This window comes from Sporofaciens sp. JLR.KK001 (genome assembly GCF_036941055.1).
Lineage (GTDB): Bacteria > Bacillota > Clostridia > Lachnospirales > Lachnospiraceae > Sporofaciens.
In genome coordinates this window covers 164,599-179,860 of record NZ_JAYMNO010000002.1, presented here as the reverse complement: position 1 = coordinate 179,860, position 15,262 = coordinate 164,599, and the positions used below count along the sequence as shown (strand labels likewise).

The 15,262-nt window shown below is 49.6% G+C and carries 19 protein-coding genes; 15 read left to right on the top strand and 4 right to left on the bottom strand.

From position 1 onward, the window contains the following. Positions 1 to 8 precede the first annotated feature (8 nt). The 9 genes from VSQ62_RS26075 to VSQ62_RS26035 all read left to right on the top strand — a co-directional run bounded on the left by VSQ62_RS26075 (position 9) and on the right by VSQ62_RS26035 (position 8,508). A complete protein-coding gene (locus tag VSQ62_RS26075) occupies positions 9 to 809 on the top strand; it encodes an ABC transporter ATP-binding protein (RefSeq protein WP_334637969.1) in 801 nt (266 codons plus the stop codon). A gap of 15 nt (positions 810 to 824) precedes the next feature. Then, positions 825 to 1,634: an ABC transporter permease gene (locus VSQ62_RS26070; RefSeq protein WP_334637968.1), complete on the top strand. Its 810-nt coding sequence runs from the start codon at positions 825 to 827 to the stop codon at positions 1,632 to 1,634. 49 nt (positions 1,635 to 1,683) lie between these two features. Then, positions 1,684 to 2,841: an ABC transporter substrate-binding protein gene (locus tag VSQ62_RS26065; RefSeq protein WP_334637967.1), complete on the top strand. Its 1,158-nt coding sequence runs from the start codon at positions 1,684 to 1,686 to the stop codon at positions 2,839 to 2,841. Between the two features lie 99 nt (positions 2,842 to 2,940). Next, positions 2,941 to 3,744, top strand: coding sequence for a BtpA/SgcQ family protein (locus tag VSQ62_RS26060; RefSeq protein WP_334637966.1), 804 nt, complete (start codon positions 2,941 to 2,943; stop codon positions 3,742 to 3,744). Between the two features lie 10 nt (positions 3,745 to 3,754). Then, entirely contained in the window at positions 3,755 to 4,846 is a 1,092-nt protein-coding gene (locus VSQ62_RS26055; RefSeq protein ID WP_334637965.1) for a zinc-binding metallopeptidase family protein, read from the top strand. Positions 4,847 to 4,880: 34 nt separating this feature from the next. Continuing rightward, entirely contained in the window at positions 4,881 to 6,395 is a 1,515-nt protein-coding gene (locus VSQ62_RS26050) for an FGGY-family carbohydrate kinase (protein ID WP_334637964.1), read from the top strand. A 33-nt stretch (positions 6,396 to 6,428) separates the two neighbouring features. Further along, positions 6,429 to 7,199 (top strand): DeoR/GlpR family DNA-binding transcription regulator, encoded by a 771-nt coding sequence (locus VSQ62_RS26045; protein WP_334637963.1) that lies wholly within the window; start codon positions 6,429 to 6,431, stop codon positions 7,197 to 7,199. Positions 7,200 to 7,283: 84 nt separating this feature from the next. Then, a complete protein-coding gene (locus VSQ62_RS26040; protein WP_334637962.1) occupies positions 7,284 to 7,961 on the top strand; it encodes a 3'-5' exonuclease in 678 nt (225 codons plus the stop codon). Positions 7,962 to 8,103: 142 nt separating this feature from the next. After that, on the top strand, positions 8,104 to 8,508 hold the full coding sequence (locus tag VSQ62_RS26035) for a sugar transporter (RefSeq protein ID WP_502957842.1): 405 nt from the start codon (positions 8,104 to 8,106) through the stop codon (positions 8,506 to 8,508). 218 nt (positions 8,509 to 8,726) lie between these two features. On the opposite strand, the gene bilS is transcribed toward VSQ62_RS26035, so the two are convergent. The 4 genes from bilS to VSQ62_RS26015 are packed head-to-tail and all read right to left on the bottom strand — an operon-like array spanning position 8,727 to position 11,288. Beyond that, positions 8,727 to 9,251: a flavodoxin family protein BilS gene (bilS, locus tag VSQ62_RS26030; RefSeq protein WP_334637961.1), complete on the bottom strand. Its 525-nt coding sequence runs from the start codon at positions 9,249 to 9,251 to the stop codon at positions 8,727 to 8,729. A gap of 36 nt (positions 9,252 to 9,287) precedes the next feature. Then, positions 9,288 to 10,004 carry a J domain-containing protein gene (locus VSQ62_RS26025; protein ID WP_334637960.1) on the bottom strand — a complete coding sequence of 239 codons (717 nt, stop codon included), beginning with the start codon at positions 10,002 to 10,004 and terminating at the stop codon, positions 9,288 to 9,290. A gap of 53 nt (positions 10,005 to 10,057) precedes the next feature. Next, the gene (locus VSQ62_RS26020; RefSeq protein ID WP_334637959.1) at positions 10,058 to 10,879 is read right to left on the bottom strand and encodes a DUF5685 family protein; all 822 of its coding nucleotides are present in this window, start codon (positions 10,877 to 10,879) and stop codon (positions 10,058 to 10,060) included. A 13-nt stretch (positions 10,880 to 10,892) separates the two neighbouring features. Then, positions 10,893 to 11,288 (bottom strand): zinc ribbon domain-containing protein, encoded by a 396-nt coding sequence (locus VSQ62_RS26015; RefSeq protein ID WP_334637958.1) that lies wholly within the window; start codon positions 11,286 to 11,288, stop codon positions 10,893 to 10,895. Between the two features lie 168 nt (positions 11,289 to 11,456). On the opposite strand from VSQ62_RS26015, the gene VSQ62_RS26010 reads away from it, so the two are divergent. The 6 genes from VSQ62_RS26010 (at position 11,457) to rpsR (ending at position 15,093) form a co-directional block, all read left to right on the top strand. Next, positions 11,457 to 12,827: an L-cysteine desulfidase family protein gene (locus VSQ62_RS26010; protein WP_334637957.1), complete on the top strand. Its 1,371-nt coding sequence runs from the start codon at positions 11,457 to 11,459 to the stop codon at positions 12,825 to 12,827. Between the two features lie 18 nt (positions 12,828 to 12,845). After that, a complete protein-coding gene (srtB, locus tag VSQ62_RS26005) occupies positions 12,846 to 13,715 on the top strand; it encodes a class B sortase (RefSeq protein WP_334637956.1) in 870 nt (289 codons plus the stop codon). Between the two features lie 16 nt (positions 13,716 to 13,731). Next, positions 13,732 to 13,926: a DUF951 domain-containing protein gene (locus VSQ62_RS26000; RefSeq protein ID WP_334638520.1), complete on the top strand. Its 195-nt coding sequence runs from the start codon at positions 13,732 to 13,734 to the stop codon at positions 13,924 to 13,926. Positions 13,927 to 14,032: 106 nt separating this feature from the next. Then, positions 14,033 to 14,320 (top strand): 30S ribosomal protein S6, encoded by a 288-nt coding sequence (rpsF, locus tag VSQ62_RS25995; RefSeq protein WP_334637955.1) that lies wholly within the window; start codon positions 14,033 to 14,035, stop codon positions 14,318 to 14,320. Positions 14,321 to 14,341: 21 nt separating this feature from the next. Next, positions 14,342 to 14,797, top strand: coding sequence for a single-stranded DNA-binding protein (locus VSQ62_RS25990; RefSeq protein ID WP_334637954.1), 456 nt, complete (start codon positions 14,342 to 14,344; stop codon positions 14,795 to 14,797). A gap of 29 nt (positions 14,798 to 14,826) precedes the next feature. Then, entirely contained in the window at positions 14,827 to 15,093 is a 267-nt protein-coding gene (gene rpsR / locus VSQ62_RS25985) for a 30S ribosomal protein S18 (protein ID WP_101695879.1), read from the top strand. Positions 15,094 to 15,262: the final 169 nt, after the last annotated feature.

Below are 15,262 nucleotides of genomic sequence, written 5' to 3'. Positions count from 1 at the left end.
GTGAGAGCATGAAGGCTTCAAAGATCAGGACGGAAAACTTGAATAAAGTTTTTCATACCAGGCATCAGGATATATACGCGGTGAAGGATGCCAATATAGACATAAGAGAAGGAGAATTCGTATCTCTGATCGGACCGAGCGGATGCGGAAAGTCTACGATCATACGCATGATAGATGATATTATCAAGCCGACATCGGGCAGTATCTACATAGATGGAAAGGAGATCACTTCTTATAAGAGAATTCCGAAGGAGATCAATCAGAAGATGGGATTTATCTTTCAGTTGCCCAATCTGTTCCCGTGGTTGACGGTAAGGGAGAATGTCGGGATCGCATGCAGAATATATAAGATCCGGGATGAGGGAACGCAGAGGTATATAGATGAACTGCTCGAGATGGCCGGTCTTACGGAATATCAGAATGCATATCCGGCAGAGATCTCGGGAGGAGTCATGCAGAGAATAGGAGTGATCCGTGCAATGGTCCACAAACCGGAGATATTGCTGATGGATGAGCCGTTCGGCGCGTTGGATGCCATGACGCGGGAGAAGCTGGATATGGAGATACTGGATATCTGGAAGAAGTTAGGAACGACGGTGATTTTCATTACCCATAATGTCGAAGAAGCAGTTCTTTTGTCAGACAGGGTCTATGTGATGGGGACGAATCCGGGGAGGATCACCAGAGAGATTACTTTGGATCTGGAGAGGCCAAGATCGCTTGATCTGCTCACAGAGCGGAAGTTTCAGGATTACTGTGCGGAACTGACAGAATGTATCGGACACGTGGATCTTAGGAAGGTCAAGTAAAGGGGGGAGAATGGAATGAGCCGGATGCTGGATGAGACGAAAGAGAAAAGAATAATTGAGAGAAGACGAAAGAACCGGATATCTAAGATCTCTTCTGTTGCGATGCCGATATTGGGTATCGTGATGTTGTTCCTTATCTGGGAGCTGTGGGTTATCCTGGGAGATTTCCCTACCTGGCAGATATCAAGGCCGTCTTTGATCATACGGTCTATGTTGGAAGATTTCGAATTGTATTGGCCGAATATCGTGAGAACGTTCACGTCAATATTGACGGGATGGGTCGCTGCATGTTTGATCGGAGTAGTCATGGGTGCGCTTATGGCGAACTATGCGCTGCTTGGAACAACGCTTACGCCGTATATTAATCTGCTGTGTACGCTGCCGGTCATCACGTTGGTGCCGATGATGTATGTGTTTATGGGAATCGGGAGGGATGTCATTATCATAGCGATCATACTGCAGTCCTTCGCAATTGTGACGATGAATTCCTCGACTGGTTTCATGAATGTCCCGGTAATGCGAATCGAGCTTATGACGTCTCTGCGGGCGACGAAGAGACAGACTTTTTTTCAGTGCATGTTTCCGTCGGCGATCAATAACGTATTTACCGGAATGAAGTTATCGGCGATATTTGCAACTACGACGTGTGTCGCGGCTGAGGTCAACGGGAGTACGGTAGGACTCGGAGCTCTCGTGATCGAGGCAAAGACCTACGTCAGGACAGATCAGATGTTTGGTTCTATTCTTTTTATTGCGATCATAGGCGTGTTCTTCTACATGCTCTCGGATGCGCTGGAGGCTGTGCTTGTCAAATGGAAAGAATAGAAAGAACATACATAACAATCAAAAAAACAAAGAAAAGGAGTGAAAGGTTATGAAGAAACGTATGGTGGCGTTATTGACGGCAGCGGCAATGCTCGTGGTTTTGGGAGGTTGTTCCTCGTCTTCCCAATCAGAGAAGGACGGTGCAGGCAAACCAGAAGAAAAGAAGGAAGAAGCAGGAGGCGCGGAGGATACAGGGGAGCTTCAGACGGTGAAGGTTGTTATGCCAAGAGATATCGAATGTCTGGATGATATGGCGATGTGGATCGGGGATTCGCAGGGGTATTTCGAGGAGCAGGGATTGAAGCTGGAGATGATTTCGGGTTCCAATCCTTCTGATATCCAGATGGTATCGACCGGACAGGCAGACCTGGCGTGCCCGTCGCCGAATGTAACGATGGCGCAGATTGAAGCGGGAGTACCCGTCAAGATTGTTTCAGGATATGACGCGATCAATATCTATGGGTTTTCTGCAGTAAACGGTAAGGGGATCGATACTTGGGAAGACCTTAAGGGTAAGACGATCGCTCTGGGCGACGCTTCCTGGGAATCTATTGCGGCTCCGACACTGATCGCGGCAGGCCTGGATCCGGAAAAAGATGTGGAGTACGTGGTGAACGGGGATTCCCGTTACCAGATGGTATCAGAGGGACAGGTGGACGTACTGTTTACATGGATATCGGAGTATGAACAGCTAAAAGGTATGGGCTATGATTTCAATTATCTTGACGGAAGTGAGATTCTGGAAGTATTCGGTGCATCCTGGGTTGCGGGAACAGATTTCTTTGATGAGAAGGGAGAGACGCTTCAGAAGTTCTTATATGCACTTCAGAAGTCTATCTACTTCATGTATCTGAATCCTGAGGCGGCAGCAGATATCACATGTAATCAGTTTCCGGAGATCGAGGTAGAATGGGACGGCGCTCTGGGCTGCGCAAACGGACGCGTCGGACAGGCTTTGGGTGTAGAAGGAAGTCTGGAAGAGTATTTTGTTGACGAGGTCGGCGTCGGGTATATGTCGGACGAGGCATGGAACACAGTTATCGATAATGCGGTCAAGGCGGGTGTTATCAAGGAGAAGCTTAAGGTGGAAGACTGTTATTCTGATGAATTGCTTCCAGAATTGCTAAGTGATGAGGACAAAGCGGACGCCAAGGCAGACGCAGAGGCTTACCAATGTACGTCCAAGGTGTATGAGTCGGCGCATTAATGCCGCGGGCTGTTGAATGAGAAATGTCCGGGATCCCTGCAGGAGTTCTTCCGGCAGAAGGATCCCGGGGAAATATATAACAAGTAAAGGGGATTATGTATGAAGTGGATAAAAGAAGTATTTAAAACAGAGAAGCCCATTGTTGCGATGTGCCATCTGCAGGCATTGCCGGGAGATCCGGCGTACGACGCGAAAGGCGGAATGGCAAAAATCGTTGAGATGGCACGGCAGGATTTCCTGGCGCTGCAGGAAGGCGGAGTGGATGCGGTAATGTTTTCGAACGAATTCAGCCTGCCGTACCTTAAGAAGGTCAAACCGGAGACGACGGCTGCAATGGCAAGAGTTATCGGAGAATTAAAATCTGAGATCAGGATTCCGTACGGCGTCAATGTTCTGTGGGATCCGTATGCGTCGCTTGATTTGGCTGCAGCGGTTAACGCCAAGTTTATCAGGGAGATCATGAGCGGAGTATATGCGAGCGATTTTGGGCTGTGGGATACAGATACCGGTGACATTTACCGGCATAAAAAGGCATTGGAGCTGGATGATGTAAAGATGCTGTTCAATATTGTCCCGGAGTCTGCAAGGTACTTAGTGGAAAGGCCTATCGAAGAGATCGCGAAGACAACTGTATTTAACAATAAACCGGATGTTATCTGCGTATCAGGGACGAATGCGGGAGCGGCTACAGATGTGAATGTACTGAAGAAGGTTAAGGATGCTCTTGCGGACACGGCAGTATTCGCCAATACCGGATGCAGAGAAGAGACGATCGAAGATATCCTTAAAATTGCCGACGGAGCGGTTGTGGGGACGACATTTAAGAAGGACGGCAGATTCGAAAACCAGGTCGATCAGGAGAGAGTCCTGCGGTTTATGGAACGGGTCGAGAGATCAAGATAAGGAGAATGCCATGATAGATGTAAAAGAAGTTTTGATGGAGTTCATGCGTACACCGGCGCCGGCAGGCTATGAAAAAGAGATGTCCTATAAGATGAAAGGATATTTTGAGAGGTTCTGTGATGAGGTGTTCATTGATAATGTGGGAAATTGTATCGGGAAAATAGACGGAACAGATCCGAAGGCCCCGAAGATCATGTTCATTGGCCATATGGATTCAGTCGGACTTGTTATCAGGCATATTGATGAGGATGGATTTGCCGGGGTCAGCCGCTTGGGCGGAACGGAAGAGAAGGTTCTTGCCGGGGCAAAATTCCTTGTAAGAAGCGAGGACGGGCAGTGGTATCCTGCTTTGATCGGCCCCAAGGCGCATCATGTGACGCCGCCGGAAGAGAAGTATGTGGTAGAGAATGTTAATCAGGTCTATCTTGATCTGGGAGCAGGATCGAAGAAGGAATTAGAAGAAAAGGGAATACATATCGGCTGCCCGGTGGTTTATAAGCCGGAAGCGACAGAACTGATGGATGACAAAGTAACAGGTACGTCAGTGGATAACCGGGGAGCGTGCGCTGCCTTAGTGAAGATGGCGGAATTGCTGCATCAAAACAGGCCTGTCTCCAGTGTCTATCTGGTCGGAACCGTATGGGAAGAATTCAATTTAAGAGGCGCGATCCTGGCGGCAAGGCATATTGCTCCTGATATCTGTATATCCCTTGATGTTGCACTGGCAGGTGATACGCCGAATCTGAAGGGTGTCTTTGATGTGGAACTGGGGAAGGGGCCCTGTGCGGAACTGCTTACGTTCCACGGAAGGGGAACGCTGAACGGGGTGCTGCCCTGTGAAGGGCTGTTTCGGCTCGCGAAGGAGGTCTCCAGGGATATGGGGATATCGCTGCAAAGAACGGTTGCCTATGGTATGCTGATGGATTCCTCTTATGTGCAGTTAGAGGGTAAGGGCGTGGCGACTCTGGATATGGGATTCCCGGCAAGATATACACATACGCCGGCGGAGGTATGCTGTGTACGGGATATTGAACAGTTGGCCGGCTTATGCAGCGGGATGGCCCAAAGAGTGAATGCGGATATGGAATTAAAACGCTTTTAAGTTGAAAAGGCCTATTGCGTGAGGTATAATGATTATGAAAACAAGGTATTTTATGGGGATAGATATAGGGACATATGAGAGCAAGGGGGCTGTCATAGACGAACGGGGTAAGGTCATTATGACTTACTCCTGTCCGCATGTTATGGAGACGCCGAAGCCGGGATATGCTGAACATGATGCCGAGGCAACCTGGTGGAAGGATTTTTGTGAGATCAGCAGGAAGCTGATTGAGGATTCGGGTATAGAACCGGAGGAGATCGAGGCGGTTGGATGCAGTACGATCGCTCCCTGTTGTCTGCCGGTGGATGAGAAGCTGCGCCCTCTAAGGAAAGCGATCCTGTACGGAGTGGACGTCCGGGTCGGAGAAGAGATCGAATATCTGGAGAATACTTTTGGAAAGGAAGAGCTGTTCCAAAAGTGCGGAACGCCGATCACGTCTCAGTCAGCCGGTGCGAAATTACTCTGGATAAAGAACCATGAACCGGATATCTATACGAAGACATATAAATTTATTACAGGAAGTACCTACTTAACAGCGAAACTGACCGGTGAATTTGTGATAGACCGTTATACGGCAGCATGCTGGACGCCGATGTACAACATCGGGAAGCAGGATTGGGAAGAAGACCTGTCGCTGTTTTGCCGCCGGGATCAGTTGGCGGAATGCAGATGGTCGGATGAAGTGATCGGAACCGTAACGCCTGCTGCGGCTGCCGAGACCGGGCTTAGTGTTCATACGAAGGTGATTACGGGAACGGCTGACGCGTCTGCGGAAGCTTTCAGCGTGGGCGTAATGAAACCGGGCGATATGATGGTTATGTATGGTTCTTCCATATTTATTATTCATGTGGTGGAAAATTTTACCAATGACAGAAGATTATGGGCGGGGCCTTATCTGTTCCCGGGCACATATTCTATGGCGGCGGGAATGTCAACTTCGGGGACGCTTACCAGATGGTATAAAGAGCAGTTCGCAAGAGACGTGGCGGCAGAGGCAGAAGAGCGCGGGCAGAATGCGTATGAGGAGCTGGCGAAGAGAGCAGAGGATATTCCGGCAGGATCAAAGGGAGTGATCGTTCTGCCCTATTTCTCAGGAGAACGGACTCCGATCAATGATGTGAAGGCAAAGGGAGTGATATTCGGCCTGAATGTCCTTCATACAAGGGAACATATTTACCAGGCATGCCTGGAAGGGATCGGATACGGAATAGCGCAGCATTTTGATGTGTTTGAAGAGCGGAAGATAGAGACAAAGAAGGTAATGGCAGTAGGCGGCGGCACGAAAAATGAGAAATGGATCCAGATCGTATCGGATATCTGCGGCAGAGAACAGAAGGAAGCAGAAGAAACGATCGGGGCGGCATACGGAGACGCGCTGCTTGCCGCACTGAGCGTGAAGGTTTTTCGGACTCCCGATGAAGTGAATGAGATTATCAAGATACGAAAAGCTGTGAAACCAGATATGGAAAATCATGAATTATACCGTCCGTTGAAGAAGAAATACACGGATCTGTATCTGGCGACGAGAGAGATTATGCACCGAGACTGATACGGTAATATAGTTGATGAGAGGGATTGGCTTATGATCAGAAATGAGAGACTGGAATGTATTGAGCGGTATGTGATGGAGCACAAATACGCTTCCACAGAAGAATTAATGAAAGCGCTGAATGTATCTAAAGCGACTGTGCGCAGAGATCTGTCATTATTGTCTGACAGTGACAATCTGAAGATCGTCCGCGGCGGAGTTATGCAGCGCAATACGGAAAGTACGAAATATGAGCCGTCCTATGATGAGAAGATTATGATAAATGAAGACGAGAAAAGACGGATTGCAAAGCGGGCGAGCGAGCTGATCTCGGAAGGTACAACGATCGTGCTGGACTCCGGCACAACGATCCTGCATCTGACCGAAGAGATGAATCGATTTAAACAGCTTGTCGTTGCGACGTGTGATGTCCGAAATGCTGTCTCTCTGGCAAAATGCGACGATCTGGATGTTATGATGATCGGCGGGGGAATGATCAGGGGCGGATTTTTTACGGTGATCGGCAGTATGGTGGAGAAGATGATCAGGGATTTGAATTTCAATCAGGCATTCATATCCTGTGATGCGGTGAATATAAAAAACGGCGTCATGATCACGAATTTTGATGAGGTTCAGATTAAGCAGTCTATGATCGCGTCATCCCATGAAGTGATTCTTCTTGTAGATCACGGCAAGATCGAGTCGGTATCCTTCGGTTCATTTGCAAGCCTTGACCAGATCGACAAGATCATTACAGGGGTAGAACTGCCGGATGAAACATACAACAAATTCATAAGCCTGGGGATCGATATAGAGCGCGTATAAACATCTTTCAATTGAATCCAAATAAGTGTATAATAGCTTTTGAAGCACATAAGAAGCTAAGTGTACCTTAAAGGAGAAGAGAAGATGCTTGGAGAAAAACGAGGAAGAAAGCTTGATAAATATATGCCGGATTACGTGGTCTTCGACCTGGAGACGACCGGGACGAATTCTAACAGCGACGCAGTCATAGAGATCTCGGCGGTCAAGGTGAAGAAGGGCAGGGTCGAGGATGAATTCTCGACTCTGGTCAACCCCGAATGCCCGATTCCGTTCTATGCGTCGCAGGTCAATAACATCTACGACAGCATGGTGAAGGATGCGCCGGTGTTCAAGGATGCGCTGGCGAAGTTCAATGAATTCATCGGAGGCATGGTCCTGGTGGGACATAACATACACACGTTTGATATGAAGTTTATCTGGCGGGACGCAGAAAATTATTGGGGGAAGACGATCGCGAATGACTACATAGATACGCTGACGCTTGCCAGGCAGTGTCTTTGGCAGTTGTCCCATTATAAGCTGGTGGATCTGGCGTCCCATTATCACATATCAGCAGACGGGGCGCACCGTGCGCTTGCGGACTGCCGTATGAATCAGAAGGTGTTCGAGATGCTGGGGAAGGAACTGGAATCTCCGGCGGTGAAGGCGAATACGAGAACTTGTCCGAAGTGCGGGCAGTTCCTTAAGAAGCGCAGCGGGAAGTTCGGTGAGTTCTGGGGCTGCAGCGGGTATCCCACATGCAGATACACGGAGAATATCTGATAAGGGAAGCATAACGGGATTTATAGATAATACAAATATAAATCACATGTTCATGCGGAAAAGTGATTGGAATTTGAGACGCAGGACGGATATACTGAAACTAACGGGAAGGTAGGATACATGAAAGAGGAGGTATATCAGTATGTCTATTACAGCGGAGACCGCAAAGGCACATGCAAATGATCCGGCAGTATTATGCTGCAGAGCAGAGGAAGGTATCACGATCGAGGCGGCGAATCTGGAAGATCCGGCGATCTTTGATGAATTGGTTGATTCAGGGCTGCTGAATCTGGACGGATGTCTGACGATCGGTCAGGTGTTGGGAGCAAAGTTAACAAAGACGAGCGATTCCTTATGCCCGCTGACGGCCGAGAATGTGGAAGGCTTCAAGGACGCGGCAGAAGATGACGCGACGGAAGAGACAGAAGAAGCCGCGGCGCCGGCAGCAGAGATGAGCGTACAGGGAGCAGTCACTACGATAAGGGGCGGCAAGGTGATCATTTCCATCAAGGAAGGCAAGGATATCTATCTGGAGCTTCCGATTTGATTCCCGCAGGCAGCGGACTGACAGGATGTGCTTGCGTGTACATTTTTGAGTCAAATACCCCGCTGCAAGCAACGGGGCATCAAATTTGCAACGCTGCAGAGCAGCGGGGTATTTGACCCTCGCGGCAGTCGCCAAATGTGCATGCAAGCATGCCCGCTTGGCTCGTTGCTCGCGGGAATAATGCATGAAATAAGCAGAGGATTCGGTACGTTACGGTACTAATCCTCTGCTTTTATCTTCCGCAATATCTTTTCCACAAATACCTTGGCGTGTTCGAGGTCCAGACTGTCGGGATGTGTCAGCGCCGCGTCGAAGTTGCGGATGCACAGGTTGATCTGTGAGGCGTTCTTGTCGGTGCGCAGGGCTTCGTATTTCTGGCGGACCCGGTGGGGCATCTTGCCCTGGCAGATAAATGCGCCCAGATAGTCGTTGTCGGATTCGATCCACGCGTTGGCGCTGTACTCAATGGCGCTGTAATACTCGGGCGAATCGCCCATCCCGCAGGTTCCGAAGAGGGCGATCTGCTTGCCGCTTAATCCGCTTAGGAAGTCGCTGACGGCCATGCTGCAGGAACCCCGGTGTACGCAGAATCCGATGAAGTAGACCTTTGCTTCCGGGATCGTCTTGTCGGTTGTGATATCGATCAGATCTTTTGAGGTGCCCGGAAGATGGGAGAAGATAGTTGCGGCTATTTTCTTCGTATTGCCGGATTCACTTTGATACAGTACAAGATATTCGATCATGGCCTGGCCTCCTTTCCTGGATCGTGGGGAAATGATTTAGATATAACCGCCCGGTACGCCTCCGCAGCACATTCCGCTGCCGCAGCACAGATTGCACAGGATATTGGCGATACAAAGCTTCGTACACCAACTGCTTCCGACGGTGTATGTAGTCTCGTAGGGGTCTTGCTGCCGCTGATACCAGCTTCCGCCGCTCTGGAAACGGTTGACCAGAAGTTGATACTGGAAATTATTGGGTTCAAGGCGGAGCGCTTCCTGGGCATGCTGCAGTGCGATTACGTTGTTGCCGATGCCGGAATTGGCAAGCGCACTGTAATAGAACCAGCGTGCGTTCCGGTCTCTGATCCCGTTAAGGAGGTTCAGAGCTTCCCGGTAATGACGGCTGTTGATGAAGTTGCTGGCTGCCTTCATATGAAGGTCATCTTCCGATTCGGTGGGACCGGCGTCTGCCTGACGGTACTGTCCGCTGAAGCCGCGGAAGCTGCCGAACCCGCCGAAGCTGCCGAATCCGCCGAAATCACCCGACGGATCATAACCGTCCTGGGCGCTGCCGGAAGTCTGGTATTCACGTTCCTGCATGATCTGCTGATACGCCTGCTGAACTTCCTTGAACCGCGCTTCGGCCTGATCCTTGTTGGGATTGTTGATGTTGGCGTCAGGGTGGTATTTGCGGCTTAAGCTTCTGTATGCTTTTTTGATCTCTTCATCTGAGGCGCTCTGTGATACGCCTAAGACGCTGTATGGATTTATCATGGTTATACTCCTGAAACTGACTGAATGATCTTACCCGGTTGGGTATGGCAAACTCAGCGCCGTGATGTTACTTCTGTGTAACGGCACCACACGCCAGAATACAATATATTGCGAAGAATGTCAACATGCAGAAGAATCGGCAGCTTCTCGAATTCCCGGGAGCATTCCGCCATCATCAGGGTCAGCAGATGTCGGCTGTTTTCTGCAAAAAGCGAGTCTTTCTGATACGCTTCTTTGAAAGGGTTATAGGTTCCTGCTGCGATATCCTTTTCTACATCCTCGTAAGCATCCATCAGATAGATGAATTTGCCCAGGAAGAAACCGATCTTTCGGAGAGAAGGTTCCCACTCGTCCCTGCGGCAGGCGAAGATCTCTGACATAATATTGCCGAAGATTCCCGCCATCAGATCAATGTTCTGTTCGTTCTGCCGTTCCAGCTCGGACAGTCTTCGGAGATTATCCGATACGGCCGCAATTTTATGGGGGTATTGCTGCTGGATCGTTCTCATATGAGGATATAAGAGCCGGGCTTCGATGTAACGCCGCCGTCTGCGTTCGTCTTCCCAGTCGTCCTTGCATTTGAAATAAGAGAGGATGAGATTGACGGCGGCGGCGTAATCCGTGTATTCGTTGGTTCTGGCCAGGTGCTTTTCCAGAGGGTGCGCGATGCAGTTCACCGTTACTTCCCTGGTATCCGGTTCGTACAGCCCGGTCAGAAGTACGATGAGAAAGGTCATATCATAAGATAAAGTAAGCTGTCCGCGGATGCCGTAAGATTCTTTCAGACGCTTGCAGAGTCCGCAGTAGTAGGAGTGATATACGTCATAATCTTTGAATTTCATCTCGGCCTTGTTGATTGCGATATATCCAAACATGTAGTTATCCTCATTAGCTGTTCTTGATAAAGGTTGCGCTGCATTTCGGGCAGCGGATCTCTATGCGTCCCTTGCCTCTCGGGATGCGGATCTTCTGCCGGCAGGCCGGACATTTGTAGATGTGGTGGGTCTTGCGCTGTATCATCAGGTTCTTCTGCCGGTAAACGGCGGTCCGCAGCTTATATGTTTTGTTCAGATACCATTGGTTCTCCGAAGAGCGCTTGTAGATATTCCGTGAAAACATGCGGAAATAAGAATAGATGATGCAGAACCAGGATACAAGCGACAGGATCATGCTGTGATTCCAGCCTGCAAGCACCATGGAGACCACACCGGTAATAATTGTAAATTTGCCCAGAGAATCCATTCCGTAGCGTCCGTACATAAAGCGAATTAATTTTTCTTTCAAGTGAATCAACCTCCTAAACTTATTTATAATCATACGCGGGGAAAGGAGAAAGTCAATAAATTGCGGATAAAAAATATATAAAGTTTTTAAAGTCTTTATACACAGATCGGTTCGTGCTATAATAGAAAGCAGGTTGGGATACAGTAAATGATTGGCGGAGTTAGAGAAATGGACAGATTAACAAGATTGATCAAAGATGATATGAAACCGGCGCTGGGGGTGACGGAGCCGGGGGCGATTGCTTTTGCGGTGGCAAGCGCCAGGGCGCGGATTCAAGGTGAGGTTAAGAAGGTCCGCGTGGCGCTTAATTCGGGTATGTATAAGAATGCCTATACCTGCGGGATCCCGAATTCGGCCAGGTTCGGGAATCTCTATGCGGCGGCGTTAGGAGCGGTGGCTGCTGATGCAGGCCGGGGGTTGGAGTCTCTGGCAGAGATTACCCCGGAAGATGACGAGAGAGCGTCGCGTCTGGTGGATGACGGCGCGGTCGAGGTAGTTATGGATCATATCGGTTCCAATATCACGATTGATGCGGAAGTAGAGACGGATCAGGAATGGTGTGCGGTACATATCCGGGACAGCCATACGAATATTGTGGCTATAGAGAAGAATGGGGAGCGGATCGGTGAAAGTTCTGATGCATATAACGGCGGTGCAGGAGAAAGAAGCTTTGACCAGGGCGGAACTGATGCAGACAGAGTGTGCGAAGACAAGGATATACCGATGATTCATCGGTATTCTCTGCGTGATATATTGAGTTATGTCAACGAGGTGCCGGAAGAGGAGATTGATTTCATACAGGATGCTTTTGCCATGAATATGGAATTGCTGGAGGAAGGGCTGGCATCTGACCGGACAGTGATCACGAAGCGGCTTCTGAAAGAGAACGGCGGTAAGGTGATATCGGAGCATCCTCTCCGGACAGCGCAGCTATTATGTAACGGAGCGATTGAGGCGAGAGTATTAGGGCTTAGCAGGCCGGCAATGAGTATTACAGGGAGCGGGGCTCACGGCATTATCGCGACGATGCCGCTGCTGGCATGGTATCGGACGGCGGGCTGTCCGGGTGAAGGTCCCTATGGTCTTCCGGCAAGGGAGAAGGGTGCGGCGGACGGATCGGTTCTCCTGCGGGCAGCGGCGCTAAGTTTCTTGATTACAATGTATATCAAGGAGTATTCGGGAAGACTGTCGGCATTCTGCGGGTGCGGGATCGCGGCAGGAACGGGGATGGCATGCGGTCTGGCATATATGAGGGGCGCAGACGAGGCGGCGGCAGGCAGGGTGATCCAGAATATGGCGAGCGGCCTGACCGGTATGATCTGCGACGGAGGAAACCACGGCTGCACGATGAAAGGGATCGTGGCAGTGGATGCGGCGTTCAGGTCTGTGGATCTGGCGCTGGACGGCGTATGTATCGGAGAGATCCATGGAATCAACGGGAAGACGCCGGAGGATACCATGAGGCATATGGGGATGATCGCATCTCCGGGAATGGTCGAGACAGAGAAGACGATCGTAGAGATCATGGAGCAGAAATGATATAGAGGAGTGTATGATATGGGAGAAGTCAGAAAGAGGAACGGTAATCCTGCAGGCGGCGGCAGACGGACGTCCAGAGGAGCAGATTCGGCGGAGGGGCCGCACAGGGGCCGCCGAAGGAAGGGAAAAGGCAAGAAGGGGAAGGGCATTGTGTCGAACTTGATCCTGATCGTGGCGCTGGCAGTATTTGCCGTGTCTGCATATCAGTTGTTCAAGATCGGTAAGGGCTATTATGACGGGAGAAGCGAATATGATAAGATTCGGGATCTTGCGATCGAGACGAAAGACGACGGCGGGGATGATGCCGGGAATCAGCCGAGATACCAGGTGAATTTCGACGAGTTGATGGCGCTTAATTCCGATACCATCGGCTGGATCCGTTTCGATCCGGAACCGGCGATCATCAATTATCCGATCGTCCAGGGGAAGGATAATCAGGAATATTTGCACAAGACGTTCTCTGCAAATGATAATTCTCTGGGGACGATCTTCTTGAATGTGGAGAACAACCCGAACTTCCGGGATCAGAACTCGATCATATACGGACACAGAATGAAGGACGGCTCCATGTTCCGGCATCTGCAGGATTATGAGGATCGGGCGTTCTGGGAGGCGAATCCGTATTTCTATATCTATACGCCGGACGGACAGGAGCTGATATACCACATCTATTCCATGGGCGAGGTGCTGGACACTTCGGATACGTATCTTACCGAGTTTAATACGGAGGAAGAGTATCAGAATTTCCTGAATATGACGAAGCAGGTATCCTTATATGATACAGGGATCGAGGTGACGACCAGCGACACGATCGTTACATTGTCGACCTGTACCAGTGCCAGCGATAATCATCGGTTCGTAGTCAGGGGCGTGAGAGTGAAAGAGTGAAAGAGGGCGGTCAATGATGAAGAATGATTACACATACGAAGTTGGAGATATCGTTACATTGAAGAAGCAGCACCCGTGCGGAAGTAAGGAATGGGAGATCCTGAGGGTGGGTGCGGATTTTCGGTTGAAATGTTTGGGCTGCGGGCATCAGATCATGATCGCACGCAAGCTTGTCGAAAAAAACACGAAGGATTTGCGCAAAAAAGCTTGAAACAAGCTCGCTGTTATGGTATCATATTAATCCGTGATACAATATATCCTTGCTCCCACATAAGCTGAGCGGGGGCCAAAAGACCAGAAGGAGGTGCAAAGGCGACATGAACAAATATGAATTAGCTGTTGTTGTCAGTGCAAAGATCGAAGATGACGAGAGAGCACAGGTAGTCGAGAAAGTGAAGGCTTTAGTAGAGCGTTTCGGCGGCCAGATCTCTGATGTCGATGAATGGGGTAAGAGAAGACTGGCTTACGAGATTCAGAAGATGAGAGAAGCATACTACTATTTCATCCACTTCGATGCTGAAGCTGATGTCCCGGGTGAGATTGAACAGAGAATCCGCATCATGGACAACGTGATCAGATATTTATGCGTTAGACAGGAAGCATAAGCGGGAAGTAGAGGTAATTATATGAATAAAGTAATTTTGATGGGACGCTTGACAAGAGATCCGGAAGTGAGATACTCACAGGGAGGAGAGAATCCGTTGGCGATCGCCAGATTTACGCTGGCCGTTGACCGCAGATTTAAGCGTGACGGAGAAGCAACCGCAGATTTTATCAACTGTGTTGCTTTTGGAAGACAGGCAGAGCATGCCGAGAGATTTTACCGTCAGGGCTTGAAGGTTGTGATCACAGGGCGGATCCAGACCGGAAGCTATACCAACAAGGACGGCGTGAAGGTATACACGACGGATATTGTCGTAGAAGAACAGGAATTTGCCGAGAGCAAGGCTGTCAGTGACGCCAATGCCGGAGGATATCGTTCTGCTCCCACACCGGCACCAGCACCGGCTCCGGTATCGGATGCAGGTGACGGCTTCATGAATATTCCGGATGGAATTGATGAAGAATTACCATTTAGTTGATATCATATGTGAAAGGAGAGTTGAACACCATGGCTTACGATAAAGGTAATCGCCCGGAAGGCGGCTTCAAGAGAAGAGGCGGCGGACGCAGAAGAAAGAAAGTATGCGTATTCTGCGGCAAGGAGAATAATGAGATTGATTACAAGGATGTAGCAAAGTTAAGGAAATATATCTCTGAGAGAGGTAAGATCCTTCCGAGAAGGATCACGGGTAACTGTGCGAAGCATCAGAGAGCGCTGACGGTAGCGATCAAGAGAGCACGTCACATCGCTCTGATGCCATACGTACAGGATTAAGCGAATACTTGTATGGTATAAGGGCTGCCGCGCCGGGTATTAACCGGGCGGCAGCCTTTTTGATACCTGCATGGCAAAATTATCCGTTTCTGACGGTCTGCCCTTGCTTTTAGCAGCCTTTTTTGGTACATTAACAGTAGGGAATGATTAGGGAAAGGACTGTTAAAGG